Genomic DNA, 15,910 nt, shown 5'->3' on the forward strand with positions numbered 1-15,910 from the left:
GTCATTGGTTCTGGAACTCACCGTTTGCGAGGCCACGCCACACGAGATGGCATGGCCCCAGTCGAGACCATGCCAGAATAGGTAACAGAATGCAAAAAATCCAGCGTGCAGACCCGCAGTCCCTGTGACGATGGCATGCCGAAAGCGCATCAATCCATAATGCGAGCCCATGAATCCCCTGCTCTCCCGACTCCAGCCCTATCCGTTTGAGCGTCTTCGCAAACTGTTCGCCGGGGTCCAGCCACCGGCCGATGTGCGTCCCATCAGCCTTGGCATCGGAGAGCCCCGCCATGCCACGCCGGCCTTCATCGAGCAGGCCCTGAGCACCGATCTGGGCGGCCTGGCCAGGTACCCGGCCACTGCCGGCGAACCCGCGCTGCGCGAGGCGTGCGCGCGTTGGGCGCGCCAGCGCTACGGCATTGCCCTGGATGCATCCACCCAGGTTCTGCCCGTCAATGGATCGCGCGAGGCGCTTTTCGCCTTCACACAGGTGGTGATCGATGCCGGCCAGGAGGGCGCGCGCGTGATCTGCCCCAACCCCTTCTACCAGATCTACGAGGGTGCCACGCTGCTGGCCGGCGCCCAGCCGTATTACGCCCCCAGCGATCCGGCACGCAATTTCGCCGTGGACTGGGACAACGTGCCCGCCGAAGTCTGGGAGAAGACCCAGCTGATCTTCGTGTGCTCGCCCGGCAATCCCACGGGCGCCGTGATGCCGCTGGCCGAATGGGAGAAGCTGTTCGCCCTGTCCGACCGCTACGGTTTCGTGATCGCCAGCGATGAGTGCTACAGCGAGATCTACTTCGATGGCACGGCACCCCTGGGTGGCCTGGAGGCCGCGCAAAGGCTGGGCCGCACGGACTACAGGAACCTGATGATGTTCACCAGCCTTTCCAAGCGCAGCAATGTGCCCGGACTGCGCAGTGGTTTCGTGGCTGGCGACGCGGCCCTGATCAAGGCCTTCCTCCTGTACCGCACCTACCATGGCGGCGCCATGAGCCCCGTTGTGCAGACAGCGTCCATCGCGGCCTGGGGTGACGAGGCCCATGTGGAAGAAAACCGCCGCCTGTATCGCGAGAAATTCGGCCAGGTCACTCCCGTGCTGGCCCGCGTGATGGATGTACGCCTGCCCGATGCGAGCTTCTACCTGTGGGCCGGCATTCCCGCATCCCTGGGCCTGGACGATGCACAGTTCGCACGAGAGCTTTATGCCGCTACCGGCGTGACCGTGTTGCCGGGCAGCTATCTGGCGCGCGATTCCAATGGCCGCAACCCCGGTGCCGGGCGCGTGCGCATGGCTTTGGTAGCCGAGACGTCGGAATGCCTGGAAGCCGCCCACCGCATCGCACAATTCATAGAATCGCGCCAGAGCTGAGCCGCCCTGGCCTCCCCCCTTTTCTCACAAACCCTTTGATCACCAAAGCCTTATGACGCAACAGCTGCAATCCATCATCGACACCGCCTGGGACAACCGTGCCAGCCTCTCCCCCGCTGCCGCACCCAAGGAAGTGACCGAGGCCGTGGACCACGTGATCGAGGCCCTGAACAACGGCCAGCTGCGCGTTGCCACGCGTGAAGGCGTGGGCCAATGGACCGTGCACCAGTGGATCAAGAAGGCCGTGCTGCTGTCCTTCCGCCTCAAGGACAACGTGCTGATGCAGTCCGGCGACCTGAACTTCTTCGACAAGGTGCCCACCAAGTTCGCCGGCATGACCGAGGCCGAGATCGCCGCCACCGGCGTGCGCGTGGTGCCCCCGGCCGTGGCCCGCCGCGGCAGCTTCGTTGCCAAGGGCGCGATCCTGATGCCTTCCTACGTGAACATCGGCGCCTATGTGGACGAAGGCACCATGGTTGACACCTGGGCCACCGTGGGCTCCTGCGCCCAGGTCGGCAAGAACGTGCACCTGTCCGGCGGCGTGGGCCTGGGCGGCGTGCTGGAGCCGCTGCAGGCCAACCCGACCATCATCGAGGACAACTGCTTCATCGGCGCCCGTTCCGAGATCGTCGAAGGCGTGATCGTGGAAGAGAACTCCGTGATCTCCATGGGCGTGTACATCGGCCAGTCCACCCCCATCTATGACCGTGCAACCGGCGAGACCAGCTTTGGCCGCGTGCCTGCCGGCTCGGTGGTGGTATCGGGCAACCTGCCCAAGGACAACGGCCGCTACAGCATGTACGCCGCCATCATCGTCAAGAAGGTCGATGCCAAGACCCGCTCCACGACGAGCCTGAACGATCTGCTGCGCGATTGATCCGTATCCGGTCCGCGCCAGGTGTGCGGATCCGCAGCCCGGACATCCCCTGTTCAGGGGATGGAGCGAGGCATACTATCGAGGGCGTCCCCGGCCGCAAGGCAGCGGACGCCCGTTTCACGTCAGCATGACCAGGACATGGAGAGCGCAGGCGAACGGCTAGGCAGGGCGTGACGCCTTGCTGCATCCTGCCAGCGCAAGTCCCGGCCGGAGGAACGTGCTGACGATCCAAGAACAGCAACAGCACACGAAATTTGGGGGAACACATGGGCACGATGGAGAGGATTTTGCGCCTGATGGGCGAGAAGCAGGCGTCCGACGTCTACCTGGCGGTCAACGCACCGGCGCTGATCAAGATCAATGGCGAATGCGTCCCCATCAACAACCAGCTTCTTCCGCCCGATGCGCCGCGCAGCCTGCTGGCGGAGATCGTGCCGGCCGAGCGCCTGCAGGAACTGGACGAGACCGGCGAACTCAACATGGGCGTGCCGCTGCGCGGCGTGGGGCGATTTCGCGTGAGCGCCATGCACCAGCGCGGCAGCTGTGCCGTGGTGGTGCGCTTCATCGCCCAGCACATTCCGCCCATGGAGACGCTGAACCTGCCGCCCGTGCTGGGCGAGCTGATCATGCAAAAGCGTGGCCTGCTGCTGGTCGTGGGCTCCACGGGCTCGGGCAAGAGCACGACACTGGCATCGATGATCGATGCGCGCAATGAAAAGCTCACGGGCCACATCCTCACCATCGAGGACCCCATCGAATACCAGTTCCGCAACAAACGCTCCATCGTCAACCAGCGCGAGGTGGGCTCGGACACGGCATCGCTGCAGGTCGCGCTCAAGAACGCACTGCGCCAGGCACCCGACGTGATCCTGATCGGCGAAATCCGCGACCGCGAGACCATGTCATCGGCCATGGGATTCGCACAGTCCGGCCACCTGTGCCTGGCCACGCTGCACGCCAACAACAGCTACCACGCGCTCAACCGCATCCTGTCCTTCTACCCCGAGGAGATCCGCCCGACCATGCTGGGCGAGCTGTCTGCCGCGCTCAAGGGCGTCATCTCCCAGCGCCTGGTGCGCACCGTGGACGGCGGCCGCATGCCGGCCGTCGAGGTGATGCTCAACACCAAGCTGATTGCCGACCTGATCGAGCGCGGCAACTTCTCCGGCGTGAAGGAGGCCATGGAGAAATCCATGGCCGAAGGGTCACAGACCTTCGAGGAGGCGCTGGCCCACCTGATTCGCAGCGGCCGCATCGACCGCGCCGAAGGCCTGGCCTTTGCCGACTCGCCCACCAATCTGATGTGGCGCCTCGAGAATGATGTGGTCAAGGCCGGCCATGCCGCGCCCTCCAGCCAGTTCGCCGAACTGGCCACGCCCGGCGAGGACGACATGCCCTCCTTCACGGAAATCATGCTGGAAGTCAAGCCGAACTGAGCACCCGGCCCCGCAACGTTCACAATGTCGGAGCATGCCGGCGGCACCGGCCCTCCGACTTTTTTTTGAATCCAACCACCATGTCCCGCACCCTGCAACTGACCGAGCAACTGATCAGCCTGCCTTCCGTCACGCCCGAGGACGCCGGCTGCCTCGAGCTCCTGGCCGAAGCCTTGCTGCCCATGGGCTTTGACTGCGAGCGCATCGACAGCGGCCCCGAGAGCTTTCGCGTGCGCAACCTGTGGGCCAGGCGGGCCGCTGCGGGGGCCGACCGCCCCGTGCTGGTCTTCGCCGGCCACACTGACGTGGTGCCCACGGGCCCGCTGGAGCAGTGGAGCAGCCCGCCCTTCGTGCCCACGCACCGCGACGGCAAGCTCTACGGCCGGGGCGCCAGCGACATGAAGACCTCCATCGCGGCCTTCGTCGTGGCGCTGGAGGAATTCCTGGCCGAGACACCGGCACCCTCCTTCGACATTGCCCTGCTGCTGACCAGCGACGAGGAAGGCCCTTCCGTGGACGGCACCAAGGTCGTGGTCGAGCTGCTGCGCGAGCGCGGCCAGCGCCTGGACTGGTGCATCGTGGGCGAGCCCACCTCCGTGCAGCGCACGGGCGACATGATCAAGAACGGCCGTCGCGGCACCATGAGCGGGCGCCTCACGGTCCAGGGCATCCAGGGCCACATCGCCTATCCGCAGCTGGCGCGCAATCCCATCCACCAGGCCCTTCCCGCCCTGGCCGAGCTGGCCGCCACGCGCTGGGATGAAGGCAATGCCTTCTTCCCGCCCACGAGCTGGCAGATCAGCAACATGCACGGTGGCACGGGCGCCTCCAACGTCATCCCCGGCCACGTGACCATCGATTTCAACTTCCGCTTCTGCACCGAATCCACGGCCGAATCGCTGCAGCAGCGCGTACATGCCGTGCTGGATCGCCATGGCCTCGAGTACGAGCTGGCCTGGACCATCGGCGGCCAGCCCTTCCTGACCACGCCAGGCACCCTGGTGAATGCCGTGCAGGCGGCCATCCGTGCCGAGACCGGCCTGGAGACCGAGCTGTCCACCACGGGCGGCACCAGCGACGGGCGCTTCATCGCCCAGATCTGTCCCCAGGTCATCGAGCTGGGCCCGCCCAATGCCAGCATCCACAAGATCGACGAGCACATCGCCGTGGCCGACATCGAGCCGCTCAAAAACATCTACCGCCGCACGCTCGAGCAGCTGCAGCGCCAGCAGGCCGCCTGAGCGTGGCCAAGGAGCCGACGATGACATCCAGCCCCTCCATCCCTCCCATCTCGGGCAGCACCATTGCCGAGCTGGTGGCTTCGGGAGCCGCCGCGCTCACGGCCGCCGGCGTGGCCTTCGGCCACGGCACGGCCACGGCCGAGGACGAAGCCGCCTGGCTCACGCTCTGGAAGCTGGGCCTGCCGCTGGACAGCGAGCTGACGCCCGGCGCGCCCGAATCCATCGCCAGCCACCCCGTGGAGGCGCAACAACAGGCCGATGTGGCCGCGCTGTTCATCGAGCGCATCCACTCCCGCAAGCCGGCCGCCTACCTCACACGCGAGGCCTGGCTCCAGGGCGTGCCCTTCTACGTGGATGAGCGCGCCATCGTGCCGCGCAGCTTCATCGCCGAGCTGCTGGCCGATGGCAGCATCGACGGCTGGCTGTCCGACCGCACGCGCCGCGTGCTCGATCTCTGCACGGGCAACGGCAGCCTGGCCTGCCTGGCCGCCATGGCCTGGCCCGAGGTCGAGGTCACAGGCGCCGACATCTCGCCCGACGCGCTGGACGTGGCCCGGATCAACGTGGACCGCCATGACCTGGCCCGGCGCGTACAGCTGGTGGAAAGCGACGGCCTGGCCGCACTGCCCGGCCCCTGGGATCTGGTGCTGTGCAACCCACCTTATGTGAACGCCGACAGCATGTCGCGCCTGCCTGCCGAATACCAGGCCGAGCCCGAGCTGGCCCTGGCCGGCGGCACCGACGGCATGGACTTCATACGCCGCATGCTCGAAGACCTTCCTTCACGCCTGGCCAAGGACGGCGTGGTCGTGCTGGAGATCGGCAACGAAAGACAGTTCTTCGAAGCTGCCTTCCCCGACCTGCCTGTGTTCTGGCTGGACACCAGTTCCGGCGATGAACAGGTGCTGCTCATCACCCAGGAGGCACTGCGCGCCTGGACCGAGGGCGATACCGAGGCCCTGCGCCCGCAGTACCGCCCCCTGGGTTGAGATGGATCTCAGGGCGCTGCGCTACTTCATCTCGGTGCTGGAGGCCGGCAGCCTCTCACGCGCCGCGCATTCGCTGTACGTGGCCCAGCCCGCGCTGACGGCACAGATCAAGAAGCTGGAAGGCGAACTGGGCACTCGGCTGCTGGAGCGCAGCCATGCGGGCGTGACCCCCACGCCAGCCGGCACCCAGCTGTATGAGGATGCCCGCCGCCTGCTGTCCGACGCCGACGCCATGCGCGAGCGCATTCAGCGCCTTCCCCAGGGCCCCGAAGGCTCGGTCACCATCGCGCTGCCGTTCCTGCTGACCAGCCTGCTGGCCGGCCCCGTGATCGCCAGCCTGCGCAGCAGCCATCCTCGCATCCGCATCTTCGTGATCGACGACCTGAGCCTGATGGTGCAAAAGGCCATGCTGGACCGGCGCGCCGACCTCGCCATTCTGGTGGATACGCCCGCCCTGCACGACCTGCAGGTCGAGCCGATGGCCGAAGAGCCCATCTACGTCTGCGGCCATGACGTCGACGCCGTGGCAGCCCCGCTGCTGCGTCCGGCACCGGACGATGGATTGCCGAGCATGGACTTCGCCGACGCCTGCCAGTTGCCGCTGGTGCTGCAGTCGCGCCGCTTTTCCATCCGCCAGGCCGTGGAATCCGCCGCCGAGGCAGGCGGCCTGCGGTTGAACATCGTGCACGAGCACGATTCGGCCCGCGTGATCCGCTCGCTCTACCACTGCGGCGCGGGCTTCACCTTCACGCCCGCCTGCTCGTTGAGCGAGGCACCGGCCTGGCTGCGCGCGAACGCGGGCCTGGCTGCCAGGAATGGCCCGGCAACCATCGAACCCGGCTGGATCGTGGCGCGGGTGACGTCGCCCGAACTGCTACGCCACTACTTCCTGGCCGTACAGGCCAACCGCGGCAGCGACCCCGCGCTGCAGGTGGTGCGCCAGGCCCTGATGGCCCAGGCCCGGCGCCTGATGGACAGCCATCTCTGGCAGGCACGCTGGCTGGCCGCCCCCGGGGCCATCAACCCCAGCCCTCAGGGTTGACCTGAACATCAGAATTCCTGATCCCTTTGGATCAGCAAACAGTATTTCCTCTGGCTCCCCCTCTTCTGCAACAGTGCATGGCATGCCGCGCAGGAGGCGCGGCTGCAGACGAGGAACACCATGCAAGAGACATCCCGGCCCACCCAGGGCCATGCCATCGCCAACGTCGGCGAACTGGTGGCCCGCAGTTGCAGGGCCCATGCGGCGCAGCCTGCGGTGACCAGTGCCACGCGCAGCATCACCTACGCCGAACTGGAGCAGCGCTCCAACCGCCTGGCCAACGCCCTGCTGGCCCAGGGCCTGGCGCGCGGCGACCGCGTGGGCATCTACCTGCCCAACTGCGTGGAAATCGTCGAGATCGAGATCGCCTGCTACAAGGCCGGGCTTGTCAAGGCGCCGTTCAACGCCCGGCTGTCCCCGCGCGAAGTGGGCGACATCGCGGCCAACAGCGATGCCGCCATCATCATCACCACGGCCGCTCGAGCGGAGACGTTCAAGCCCCACCTGCAGTCGCCCGGCGAGCGCCTGCTGCTGCTGGACGGCCCCGCCGAGGACAGCTACGAAGCCGTCCTGGCCTGCGCCAGCGACCGCTTCCAGCCCGTGGCCGTGCAGGAGCACGAAGTGGCCGTGCTGCACTACACCTCGGGCTCGTCGGGCGTGCTCAAGGCTGCCATGCAGACCTTCGGCAACCGCCTGGCCCAGCTGCGCAAGTTCCTGATGCGCGGCGAAGGCATGCAGGCCGGCCATGTCCTGGGCCTGGTCGGTCCCGTCACGCACGCCTCCGGCATGCAGATGGTGCCGGCGCTGTGCACAGGCGCCACCATCCACCTGTTCGCGGGCTTCGAGCCCGGCGCCTTCATGGCCGAAATGCAGGCGCGGCGTGTGACCCATACCTTCATGGTGCCGACCATGATCAACATGCTGCTGGCCGAGGTCGGCGGCCGCTACCGCCCCCTGCCCGACCTGCAGCGCCTGGGCTACGGCGCAGCCCCCATGGCACCGGCGCGCATCCTGCAGGCCATGGACGTGTTCGGCCCCATTTTGTCCCAGGGCTATGGCGCGGGCGAGACCACTTCGGGCGTCTGCGGCCTGACCGTGCAGGACCATCTGCAGGCACGCGCGTCGCGCCCCGAGCGCCTGGCCTCCTGCGGCCGGCCCTTTCTCGAATCCCTGGTCGAGGTGGTGGATGACGAGGGCCTTCCCGTGCCGCAAGGCGAGATCGGCGAGATCGTGGTCAGCGGCGCCGACATTTTCGCGGGCTACTGGCGCGCCCCCGAACTGACGGCCGAGGTGCTCAGGCACGGCCGCTACCACACGGGCGACCTGGCGCGCATGGACGAGCAGGGCTTCGTCTACATCGTGGACCGCAAGAAGGACATGGTCATCAGCGGTGGCTTCAACGTCTACCCGTCCGAGGTCGAGTCGGTGCTCTACGAGCACGCCTCGGTGGCCGATGCCTGCGTATTCGCGATCCCCGACGACAAATGGGGCGAGGCCGTGGCCGCCCATATCGTGCTCAAGCCCGGCCAGGCCGGCGACAGCGCCGCGCTGGACCGCTTCTGCGCCGAGCGCCTGGGCGGCTTCAAGCGTCCGCGCCACATCGAATTCGTGCAGCAACTGCCCAAGAACCCCAACGGCAAGGTCATGCGCCGCGCCGTGCAGGCGCCCTACTGGGCCCAACACGCCCGCAAGGTGAACTGAGATGAATGCCAAAGACACCCTCCCATCCGCTGGCGCCCCCCTGCTGGAAATGCCGTTCGAAGGCTCCGAACGCGCCGCCGTGCTGATCGAATCGCTCCAGGGCTTCATCCATGGAGAGCTGGGGGACCTGGCGCGCGAACATGGCGTGGACCATGAAAACAGCGCCTCCAGGGATCTGCTGCGTCAGGTCTGGAAGCTTTCCCACGCCCGCGGCTTCTACGGCATGACCCTGCCCCAGGCCATGGGCGGCGCAGGCCTTTCCGTGCTGGACCAGGTACTGGTCAAGGAAGCCATCTATGCCACGGGATCGCCGTTCGCGCCCCATGTGCTGGGCGAACTCAGCGGCCCTCCGCGCATAGGCGCCCTGGTGCGCAAGGCCACGCCGCTGCAGATGGAGCAATTCATACTGCCCGTGGCGCACGCCGACAAATCCATCTGCTTCGCACTGACCGAGGCGTCTGCCGGCTCGGATGCCGGCGCGCTGCAGACGCGCGCCGTGCTGGAAGGCGAGCACTACGTGCTGCACGGCCGCAAGCGCTTCATCTCGGGCGCGCCCTTTGCCGACTTCGCCGTGCTCATGGCCTCGACCGCCCCGGAGGACAGCCCGCAGCGCGAGATCAGCGCCTTCTTCGTGGACCTGCATGCGCCGGGCGTGCAGGTGGTCAGCGGCTACAGGACCATGGCCGGGCAGTCCGGCACGGGCGACATCGTGCTGGACGGCTGCCGCGTGCCTGCGGCCCAGCTGATCGGCGAGCCGGGGCGGGGCCTGGCCCTGGCCCTGGGCCGCATCACGGTCAACCGCCTGCTGCACTGCCCGGCCATGCTGGGCCTGGCCCAGGTAGCACTGCGGGATGCTCGCGACTACGCGCTGTGCCGCCAGCAGTTCGGCCGCAGCATTGCCCAGTTCCAGGCCATACAGCACATGTTGGCCGACATGGCCACCGAATGGATGGCGGCACGGGCGCTGATGGTGCAGACGGCGCGTGCCATCGATGCAGGCATCGATGCGCGGGCCCAGGCCTCTATGAGCAAGCTGTTCTGCTCGGAGACGGCGTTCCGCATCGCCGACCGCGCCGTGCAGATCCACGGCGGCGAAGGCATCGTACAGGGACGGCGCGTCGAATTCCTGTTCCGCATGCTGCGCATGTACCGGGTGCTCACGGGCACCAGCGAGATACAGCGCAACACCATCGCCAAGGAACTGCTGGAACGGGCCACTGCCTGAGGCGGTCCCCAGGAAAAGGACAGGACAAGGAGACAACGCCATGCAAGACATACCCAACCATGACCCGGACCGCCGCCGATTCCTGCGCGCCGCCGGTGCTGCATCGCTGGCGACAGGCCTGCCCTGGGCTGCCGCGGCCACGGCACAAGACAGCGCCTGGCCCACGCGTCCCATCAAATGGGTGGTGCCCTACCTGGCGGGCACCAGCCCCGACACAGCCGCGCGCATCGTGGCCGAGGCACTGTCGGCCCAGCTGGGCCAGCCCGTGGTGATAGACAACCGCGCGGGTGCGGGCGGCAACATCGGCGCGCGCCAGGTGGCCAAGGCACCCGCGGACGGCTACACCCTGCTGTACTCGGGCTCGCCCATGGCTGCTGCCATGCGCATGTACAGAAACCCGGGTTACGATTTGTTCAAGGACTTCCGCCACGTGCTGGGCATGTCTCGCTCGGACATCTTGGTGGTTGTGCATGCCGACTCCGGCATGCGTACGCTGGACGACCTGGCCGCCCGTGCCAAGTCCAGGCCGGGCGCGCTGGACTATGCCTCGGGCGGCGTGGGTACGCCATCGCACCTGGGCGTGGAAATGCTGGCCTCCAGCATGGGCCTGCAGGTCAACCATGTGCCCTACAAGGGTGCTTCGGAACTGGTCAATGCCGTGCTGGGCCAGCAGGTGGCTTTCGGCGCACCGCTGTTTTCGGTCGCGTACCCCCAGGTCCTGGCCGGCAGGCTGGTACCGCTGGCCATTGCCGGGCCGCAGCGCAACCCCAAGCTTGCACAGGTGCAGACCCTGGCCGAGCTGGGCGTGCCCGATGTCAACCTCACATCCTGGGGCGGCGTCTCCGTACCGGCCGCCACGCCCGAGCCCATCGTCCAGCGGCTGCGAACGGCACTGGAGGAAGTGCTCAGGCAACCCAAGGTCATCGCCTTGCTGGAGCAGGAAGGCGGCAAGGTCGCCATCACCAGCGCCGACGCCTATGCCAAGGGCTTCGAGCGCGAGATCCAGTTCACCCAGTCCATGATGCAGCGTGTGGGCATACAGCCGATCTGAGGCCTTGCACCGCAGCCGGGCACGGGCATGGCGGGCGGGAATCCTGTCCCGGCGAATCACTGGGATAATCCTGCCCATTCATGATCAGCCTTCGCAACATCATCCTGCGCCGCGGCACGCGCGTGCTGCTGGACAGCACCTCTGTCTCCATCAATCCCGGTGAAAAGGTCGGCCTCGTCGGACGCAACGGCGCCGGCAAGTCCAGCCTGTTCGCCCTGCTCAACGGCAGCCTGGCCGAAGACGGTGGGGAGTTCTCCATCCCGCCCCAATGGCGCCTGGGCCAGGTCGCGCAGAACATGCCCGAGACCTCGGAGTCCGCCACCCAGTTCGTGCTGGACGGCGACACACGCCTGAGCGAGCTCAATGCACAGCTCGCGGCCGCCGAGGCCAGCGAGGACGGCATGGCCATCGCCCATGCCCATGTGGACCTGGCCGACGCCGGGGCACACGATGCCGTGCCGCGCGCCCAGGCCCTGATCCTGGGCCTGGGCTTCAAGGTGTCCGAACTGGAGCACCCGGTCAACAGCTTCTCGGGCGGCTGGCGCATGCGCCTTCAGCTGGCACGTGCACTGATGTGCCCTTCGGACCTGCTGCTGCTCGACGAACCCACCAACCACCTGGACCTGGACGCCCTGGTCTGGCTCGAAGCCTGGCTCAAGCGCTATCCGGGCACCCTGGTCGTGATCAGCCATGACCGGGAATTCCTGGACGCCATCACCAACACCACGCTGCACATCGAAAACGCCCAAGTCACACGCTACGGCGGCAACTACAGCAAGTTCGAAGAACTGCGTGCCCAGCAGATGCTGCTGCAACAGGCCTCCTACGAGCGCCAGCAGGAAAAGATCGCCCACCTGCAGAAATTCATCGATCGCTTCAAGGCCAAGGCCTCCAAGGCCAAGCAGGCGCAAAGCCGCGTCAAGCAGATCGAGCGCATGGAAAAGGTGGCTCCCATGCTGGCCAGCGCCGAATTCACCTTCGAGTTCAAGCCGCCCGCCAACCTGCCCAACCCCATGCTGGCCATCACGGACGCATCCTTCGGCTATGTGGACGACGAAGGCCGCGAGACCACCATCCTGCGCGGCGTCAACCGCTCGGTGCTGGCAGGCCAGCGCATCGGCATCCTGGGCGCCAACGGCCAGGGCAAGTCCACCCTGGTCAAGACCATTGCGCGCGAGATGAAAGCGCTGGCCGGTACCGTCACCGAAGGCAAGGGACTGAACATCGGCTACTTCGCCCAGCAGGAGCTGGACGTGCTGCGCCCCGGCGAGAACCCGATGGAACACATGATCCGCCTGGCCAGGGATACGGGAGCCACCGGCCCGCAGGCGCGCGAGCAGGACTTGCGCAGCTACCTGGGCACCTTCAATTTCAGCGGCGACATGGTCAAGCAGCCCGTGGGCAGCATGAGTGGCGGTGAAAAGGCACGCCTGGTGTTGGCCATGATCGTCTGGCAGCGCCCCAACCTGCTGCTGCTGGACGAACCGACCAACCACCTGGACCTGGCCACGCGCGAGGCCCTGGCCATGGCGATCAACGACTTCGACGGCACCGTCATGCTGGTCAGCCACGACCGTGCGCTGCTTCGCTCGGTCTGCGAAGACTTCTGGATGGTCGGTCGCGGCAAGGTCGGCCCCTTCGACGGCGACCTAGACGACTACCAGCGCTACCTGCTGGAAGAGTCCCGGCGCCTGCGCGAGGAAGCCCGCCAGGCCGAGCAGTCCGCCAGCCGGGTCACCGAGCCCGTGCCACAGCAAACAGCCACGCCCCCGGCTCCGGCCGGCGCGCCAGGCGTGCTGGCCGGAGACCAGCGCGAGCAGCGCCGCCTCGCCGCACTGGCACGACAGCAACTGGCCGAGAAGACCCGCCCCTTCAAGAAGGAGCTGGAGCAACTCGACAAGCGCCTGCCGCAGTTGCAGGCCGAGCGCCACCGTCTCGAAAACCTGCTCAGCCAGCCAATCCCACCTGGCGAAATCGCCGAAGCCGGACGCCAGCTCAAGGCCTGCAATGACGAAATCGATGGCCTGGAAGAGCGCTGGCTGGAGCTCAGCGAGCAGATCGAGCAGCTTTCGGCGCTTGCCGGCAACGAGGCGTAACAGAGTCACCCCTGACTGGCATGGGACGCAAGCCCTTGTCAGGACAGGGATTTTTTTTACTCACGCATGAAGTCTGTCTCCAGACTGACATATTACCCATCCCAGGCTTGCAATTACTTTCGCCTTGGGGCAGCCCCTGGGTCAACCCGCAGCCACGGCCCTGCGTTGAACACGCAAAGGAGTGACCGCAATGACCGACATCTTTTCCCACACCGCCCTGCAGACCCGTGTCGCAGCCGCAGCGCTGGCCCAAGCTGTCTGGCCATGGGATGACCGCGACCGCAAGCGCGCCCCCAGCCACGCCTGAACACAGCCCTTCGAAAAAAGTTTCGCTTCCTCGAAAATTTTTTTGAAAACCTGTCAACGACCTGAATCCGGCCCGCGTTAAGAGAGCAATACAGGAGAAAGCTTCCATGCAAACCAACGCCATCATGTCCATCTGGCCCGAAGACGAACGCGATCGCAAGCGCTGATGCGCCGGCTGGCGCACGCGGTGCCCCAGCCCTTGACGCCGCCGGCCTGACGGCTTTTCGTGCAGGCCTCCTCTTCCACAAAACCCGCCAAGGCGGGTTTTGTCATTTCCGGAACCTGAGGGCTCTCACGGCACGGTGGGCCCACCTCAAAGCAAAAAGGGAGCCGCGAGGCTCCCTTGGTGGCATGGACCCGTGCAGCTCAGTGCATGTGCAGGCCGCCATTGACCGAAAAGTCCGCTCCCGTCGAGTAACCGCCTTCTTCGGAGGCCAGCCACGCGATGATGGAGGCGATTTCGCTGGGCTCGCCCAGGCGCTTGACGGGGATGGTGCCCACGATCTTCTCCAGCACGTCGGGGCGGATGGCCTTGACCATGTCGGTGCCGATATAGCCGGGGCTCACGGTATTGACGGTCACGCCCTTGGTGGCCAGTTCCTGCGCCAACGCCATGGTGAAACCATGCATGCCGGCCTTGGCGGCCGAGTAGTTGGTCTGCCCGGCCTGGCCCTTGGCGCCGTTGACCGAGCTGATGTTGATGATGCGGCCCCAGCCCTTTTCCACCATGTCACCCACGACCTGCTTGGTCACGTTGAACATGGAGTTCAGGTTGGTCTCGATCACGGCCTGCCAGTCCTCCGGCGTCATCTTGATGAACATGCGGTCGCGCGTGATGCCCGCATTGTTGACCAGCACGTCGATGCTGCCGTGTTCCGCCTTGGCCTTGCCGAAGGCCTCTACGGTGGAAGCCCAGTCGCCCACATTGCCCACCGAGGCATGGAAGGTGAAGCCCAGCGCCTTTTGCTCGTCCAGCCACTTCTGGAAATCGCGCGACGGACCACAACCGGCAATGACCTTGAAGCCTTCCTTGTGCAGACGCTGGCAGATAGCCGTTCCGATGCCACCCATTCCCCCTGTGACATACGCTACTTTTTGAGCCATTCTTCTCTCCTGTCGATCAATGGTTGCTTCAGATCAATCTATCCACGACAACCGGGTCATTGACTCCGGTTATCACCAGGAGTGCCGAAACCTCTGGGTTCCGCTCTCCCGCATGGCTAGTATGCAGCGCGTGCGCTGCGCCCCTTATCGGGCAGGCCCTAGGCCAGCCTAGGATCTACCCTGAAAGCTTGCTAACGTTTTCCCTGAGGATCACACGCGCTCGACCGCCATGGCCACGCCCATGCCACCGCCGATGCACAGGCCCGCCAGGCCCTTTCTGGCGCCGCTGCGCTGCATCTCGTGCAGCAGGGTCACCAGGATGCGCGCACCCGATGCGCCGATAGGGTGGCCGATGGCAATGGCGCCGCCGTTGACGTTGACCTTGGCCGGGTCGATGCCCAGCTCCTGGTTGACCGCGCAGGCCTGTGCCGCGAAGGCTTCGTTGAGCTCGAACAGGTCCACGTCCTGGGCGGTCCAGCCGGCGCGCTGCAGCGCCTTGCGCGAGGCAAACACCGGGCCCAGGCCCATGGTGGCCGGATCCAGGCCGCTGGTAGCGTAGGAGACGATGCGGGCCAGCGGCTTCAGGCCCAGGGCCTTGGCCTTGGAGGCGCTCATGACCACCACGGCCGCGGCACCATCGTTCAGGCCGGAGGCGTTGCCGGCCGTCACCGAGCCGGCCTTGTCGAAGGCGGGACGCAGGCCGGCCAGGGCTTCGGCATTGGTCTTGCGGTTGATGTATTCATCGGCACCGAAGACCACGGGATCGCCCTTGCGCTGGGGGATGCTCACGGGAACGATCTCATCCACGAACTTCCCGGCGTCCTGCGCAGCCGTGGCCTTTTGCTGGCTGGCCAGCGCCAGTGCATCCTGCTGTTCGCGGCTGACCTGCTTTTCCTTGGCCACGTTCTCCGCCGTAATGCCCATGTGGTACTGGTTGTAGACGTCCCACAGGCCGTCCACGATCATGGTGTCCGCCATCTTCCAGTCGCCCATGCGCTGGCCTTCGCGGGAGCCGGGCAGCACGTGGGGCGCCAGACTCATGTTCTCCTGCCCCCCGGCCACGACGATCTCGCTGTCGCCAGTGGCCACGGCCTGGGCCGCCAGCATCACGGCCTTCAGGCCGGAGCCGCAGACGGCATTGATGGTCAGCGCCGGGGTTTCCTTGGCGATGCCGGCCTTCATCATGGCCTGGCGTGCCGGATTCTGGCCCGCGCCAGCCGCCAGCACCTGGCCCATGATGACTTCGCCGACCTGGTCCTTGCCGACCTTGGCGCGCGCCAGCGCTTCGCTGATCACGATGGAGCCCAGTTCCGTTGCGGGGATCTTGGACAGAGAGCCGCCGAACTTGCCCACGGCAGTACGAACGGCGGAAACGATGACGATGTCTTCCATGATGACGGACCTTTCTTTGGACTCTTGAAGGGATGCCCGGGCAAGCACCGCCCAAGCTGTGGCGGTCGTGCCCCT

12 protein-coding genes are annotated in these 15,910 nt (G+C 66.4%); 10 read left to right on the forward strand and 2 right to left on the reverse strand.

Going from position 1 to position 15,910, the window contains the following annotated elements:
* The first annotated feature begins 169 nt into the window (after positions 1-169).
* From dapC to L1Z78_RS14965, 10 genes are all read left to right on the forward strand, one after another.
* Positions 170-1,375 carry a succinyldiaminopimelate transaminase gene (gene dapC / locus L1Z78_RS14920; RefSeq protein ID WP_234637187.1) on the forward strand — a complete coding sequence of 402 codons (1,206 nt, stop codon included), beginning with the start codon at positions 170-172 and terminating at the stop codon, positions 1,373-1,375.
* 52 nt (positions 1,376-1,427) lie between these two features.
* On the forward strand, positions 1,428-2,252 hold the full coding sequence (dapD, locus tag L1Z78_RS14925; RefSeq protein WP_234637188.1) for a 2,3,4,5-tetrahydropyridine-2,6-dicarboxylate N-succinyltransferase: 825 nt from the start codon (positions 1,428-1,430) through the stop codon (positions 2,250-2,252).
* A 266-nt stretch (positions 2,253-2,518) separates the two neighbouring features.
* Complete coding sequence (locus L1Z78_RS14930; RefSeq protein WP_234637189.1) at positions 2,519-3,688, forward strand: PilT/PilU family type 4a pilus ATPase; 1,170 nt, start codon at positions 2,519-2,521, stop codon at positions 3,686-3,688.
* An 80-nt stretch (positions 3,689-3,768) separates the two neighbouring features.
* Positions 3,769-4,929, forward strand: coding sequence for a succinyl-diaminopimelate desuccinylase (dapE, locus tag L1Z78_RS14935; protein ID WP_234637190.1), 1,161 nt, complete (start codon positions 3,769-3,771; stop codon positions 4,927-4,929).
* Positions 4,930-4,949: 20 nt separating this feature from the next.
* Positions 4,950-5,918 carry a 50S ribosomal protein L3 N(5)-glutamine methyltransferase gene (prmB, locus tag L1Z78_RS14940; RefSeq protein ID WP_234637191.1) on the forward strand — a complete coding sequence of 323 codons (969 nt, stop codon included), beginning with the start codon at positions 4,950-4,952 and terminating at the stop codon, positions 5,916-5,918.
* 1 nt (position 5,919) lies between these two features.
* Positions 5,920-6,960, forward strand: a complete 1,041-nt coding sequence (locus tag L1Z78_RS14945) for a LysR family transcriptional regulator (RefSeq protein WP_234637192.1) — start codon at positions 5,920-5,922, stop codon at positions 6,958-6,960.
* Between the two features lie 120 nt (positions 6,961-7,080).
* Complete coding sequence (locus tag L1Z78_RS14950; protein WP_234637193.1) at positions 7,081-8,661, forward strand: class I adenylate-forming enzyme family protein; 1,581 nt, start codon at positions 7,081-7,083, stop codon at positions 8,659-8,661.
* 1 nt (position 8,662) lies between these two features.
* Entirely contained in the window at positions 8,663-9,886 is a 1,224-nt protein-coding gene (locus L1Z78_RS14955; RefSeq protein WP_234637194.1) for an acyl-CoA dehydrogenase family protein, read from the forward strand.
* A 40-nt stretch (positions 9,887-9,926) separates the two neighbouring features.
* Complete coding sequence (locus L1Z78_RS14960; RefSeq protein ID WP_234637195.1) at positions 9,927-10,937, forward strand: Bug family tripartite tricarboxylate transporter substrate binding protein; 1,011 nt, start codon at positions 9,927-9,929, stop codon at positions 10,935-10,937.
* An 80-nt stretch (positions 10,938-11,017) separates the two neighbouring features.
* Complete coding sequence (locus tag L1Z78_RS14965) at positions 11,018-13,033, forward strand: ATP-binding cassette domain-containing protein (protein ID WP_234637196.1); 2,016 nt, start codon at positions 11,018-11,020, stop codon at positions 13,031-13,033.
* Between the two features lie 672 nt (positions 13,034-13,705).
* Here L1Z78_RS14965 and phbB read toward each other — a convergent pair.
* Together phbB and L1Z78_RS14975 are read right to left on the reverse strand one after the other, a co-directional pair.
* The gene (gene phbB, locus L1Z78_RS14970; protein WP_234637197.1) at positions 13,706-14,443 is read right to left on the reverse strand and encodes an acetoacetyl-CoA reductase; all 738 of its coding nucleotides are present in this window, start codon (positions 14,441-14,443) and stop codon (positions 13,706-13,708) included.
* Positions 14,444-14,653: 210 nt separating this feature from the next.
* Entirely contained in the window at positions 14,654-15,835 is a 1,182-nt protein-coding gene (locus tag L1Z78_RS14975) for an acetyl-CoA C-acetyltransferase (RefSeq protein ID WP_234637198.1), read from the reverse strand.
* Between the last annotated feature and the right edge of the window lie 75 nt (positions 15,836-15,910).

The organism is Delftia tsuruhatensis (genome assembly GCF_903815225.1).
In the GTDB taxonomy this organism is placed as follows: domain Bacteria; phylum Pseudomonadota; class Gammaproteobacteria; order Burkholderiales; family Burkholderiaceae_C; genus Comamonas; species Comamonas tsuruhatensis_A.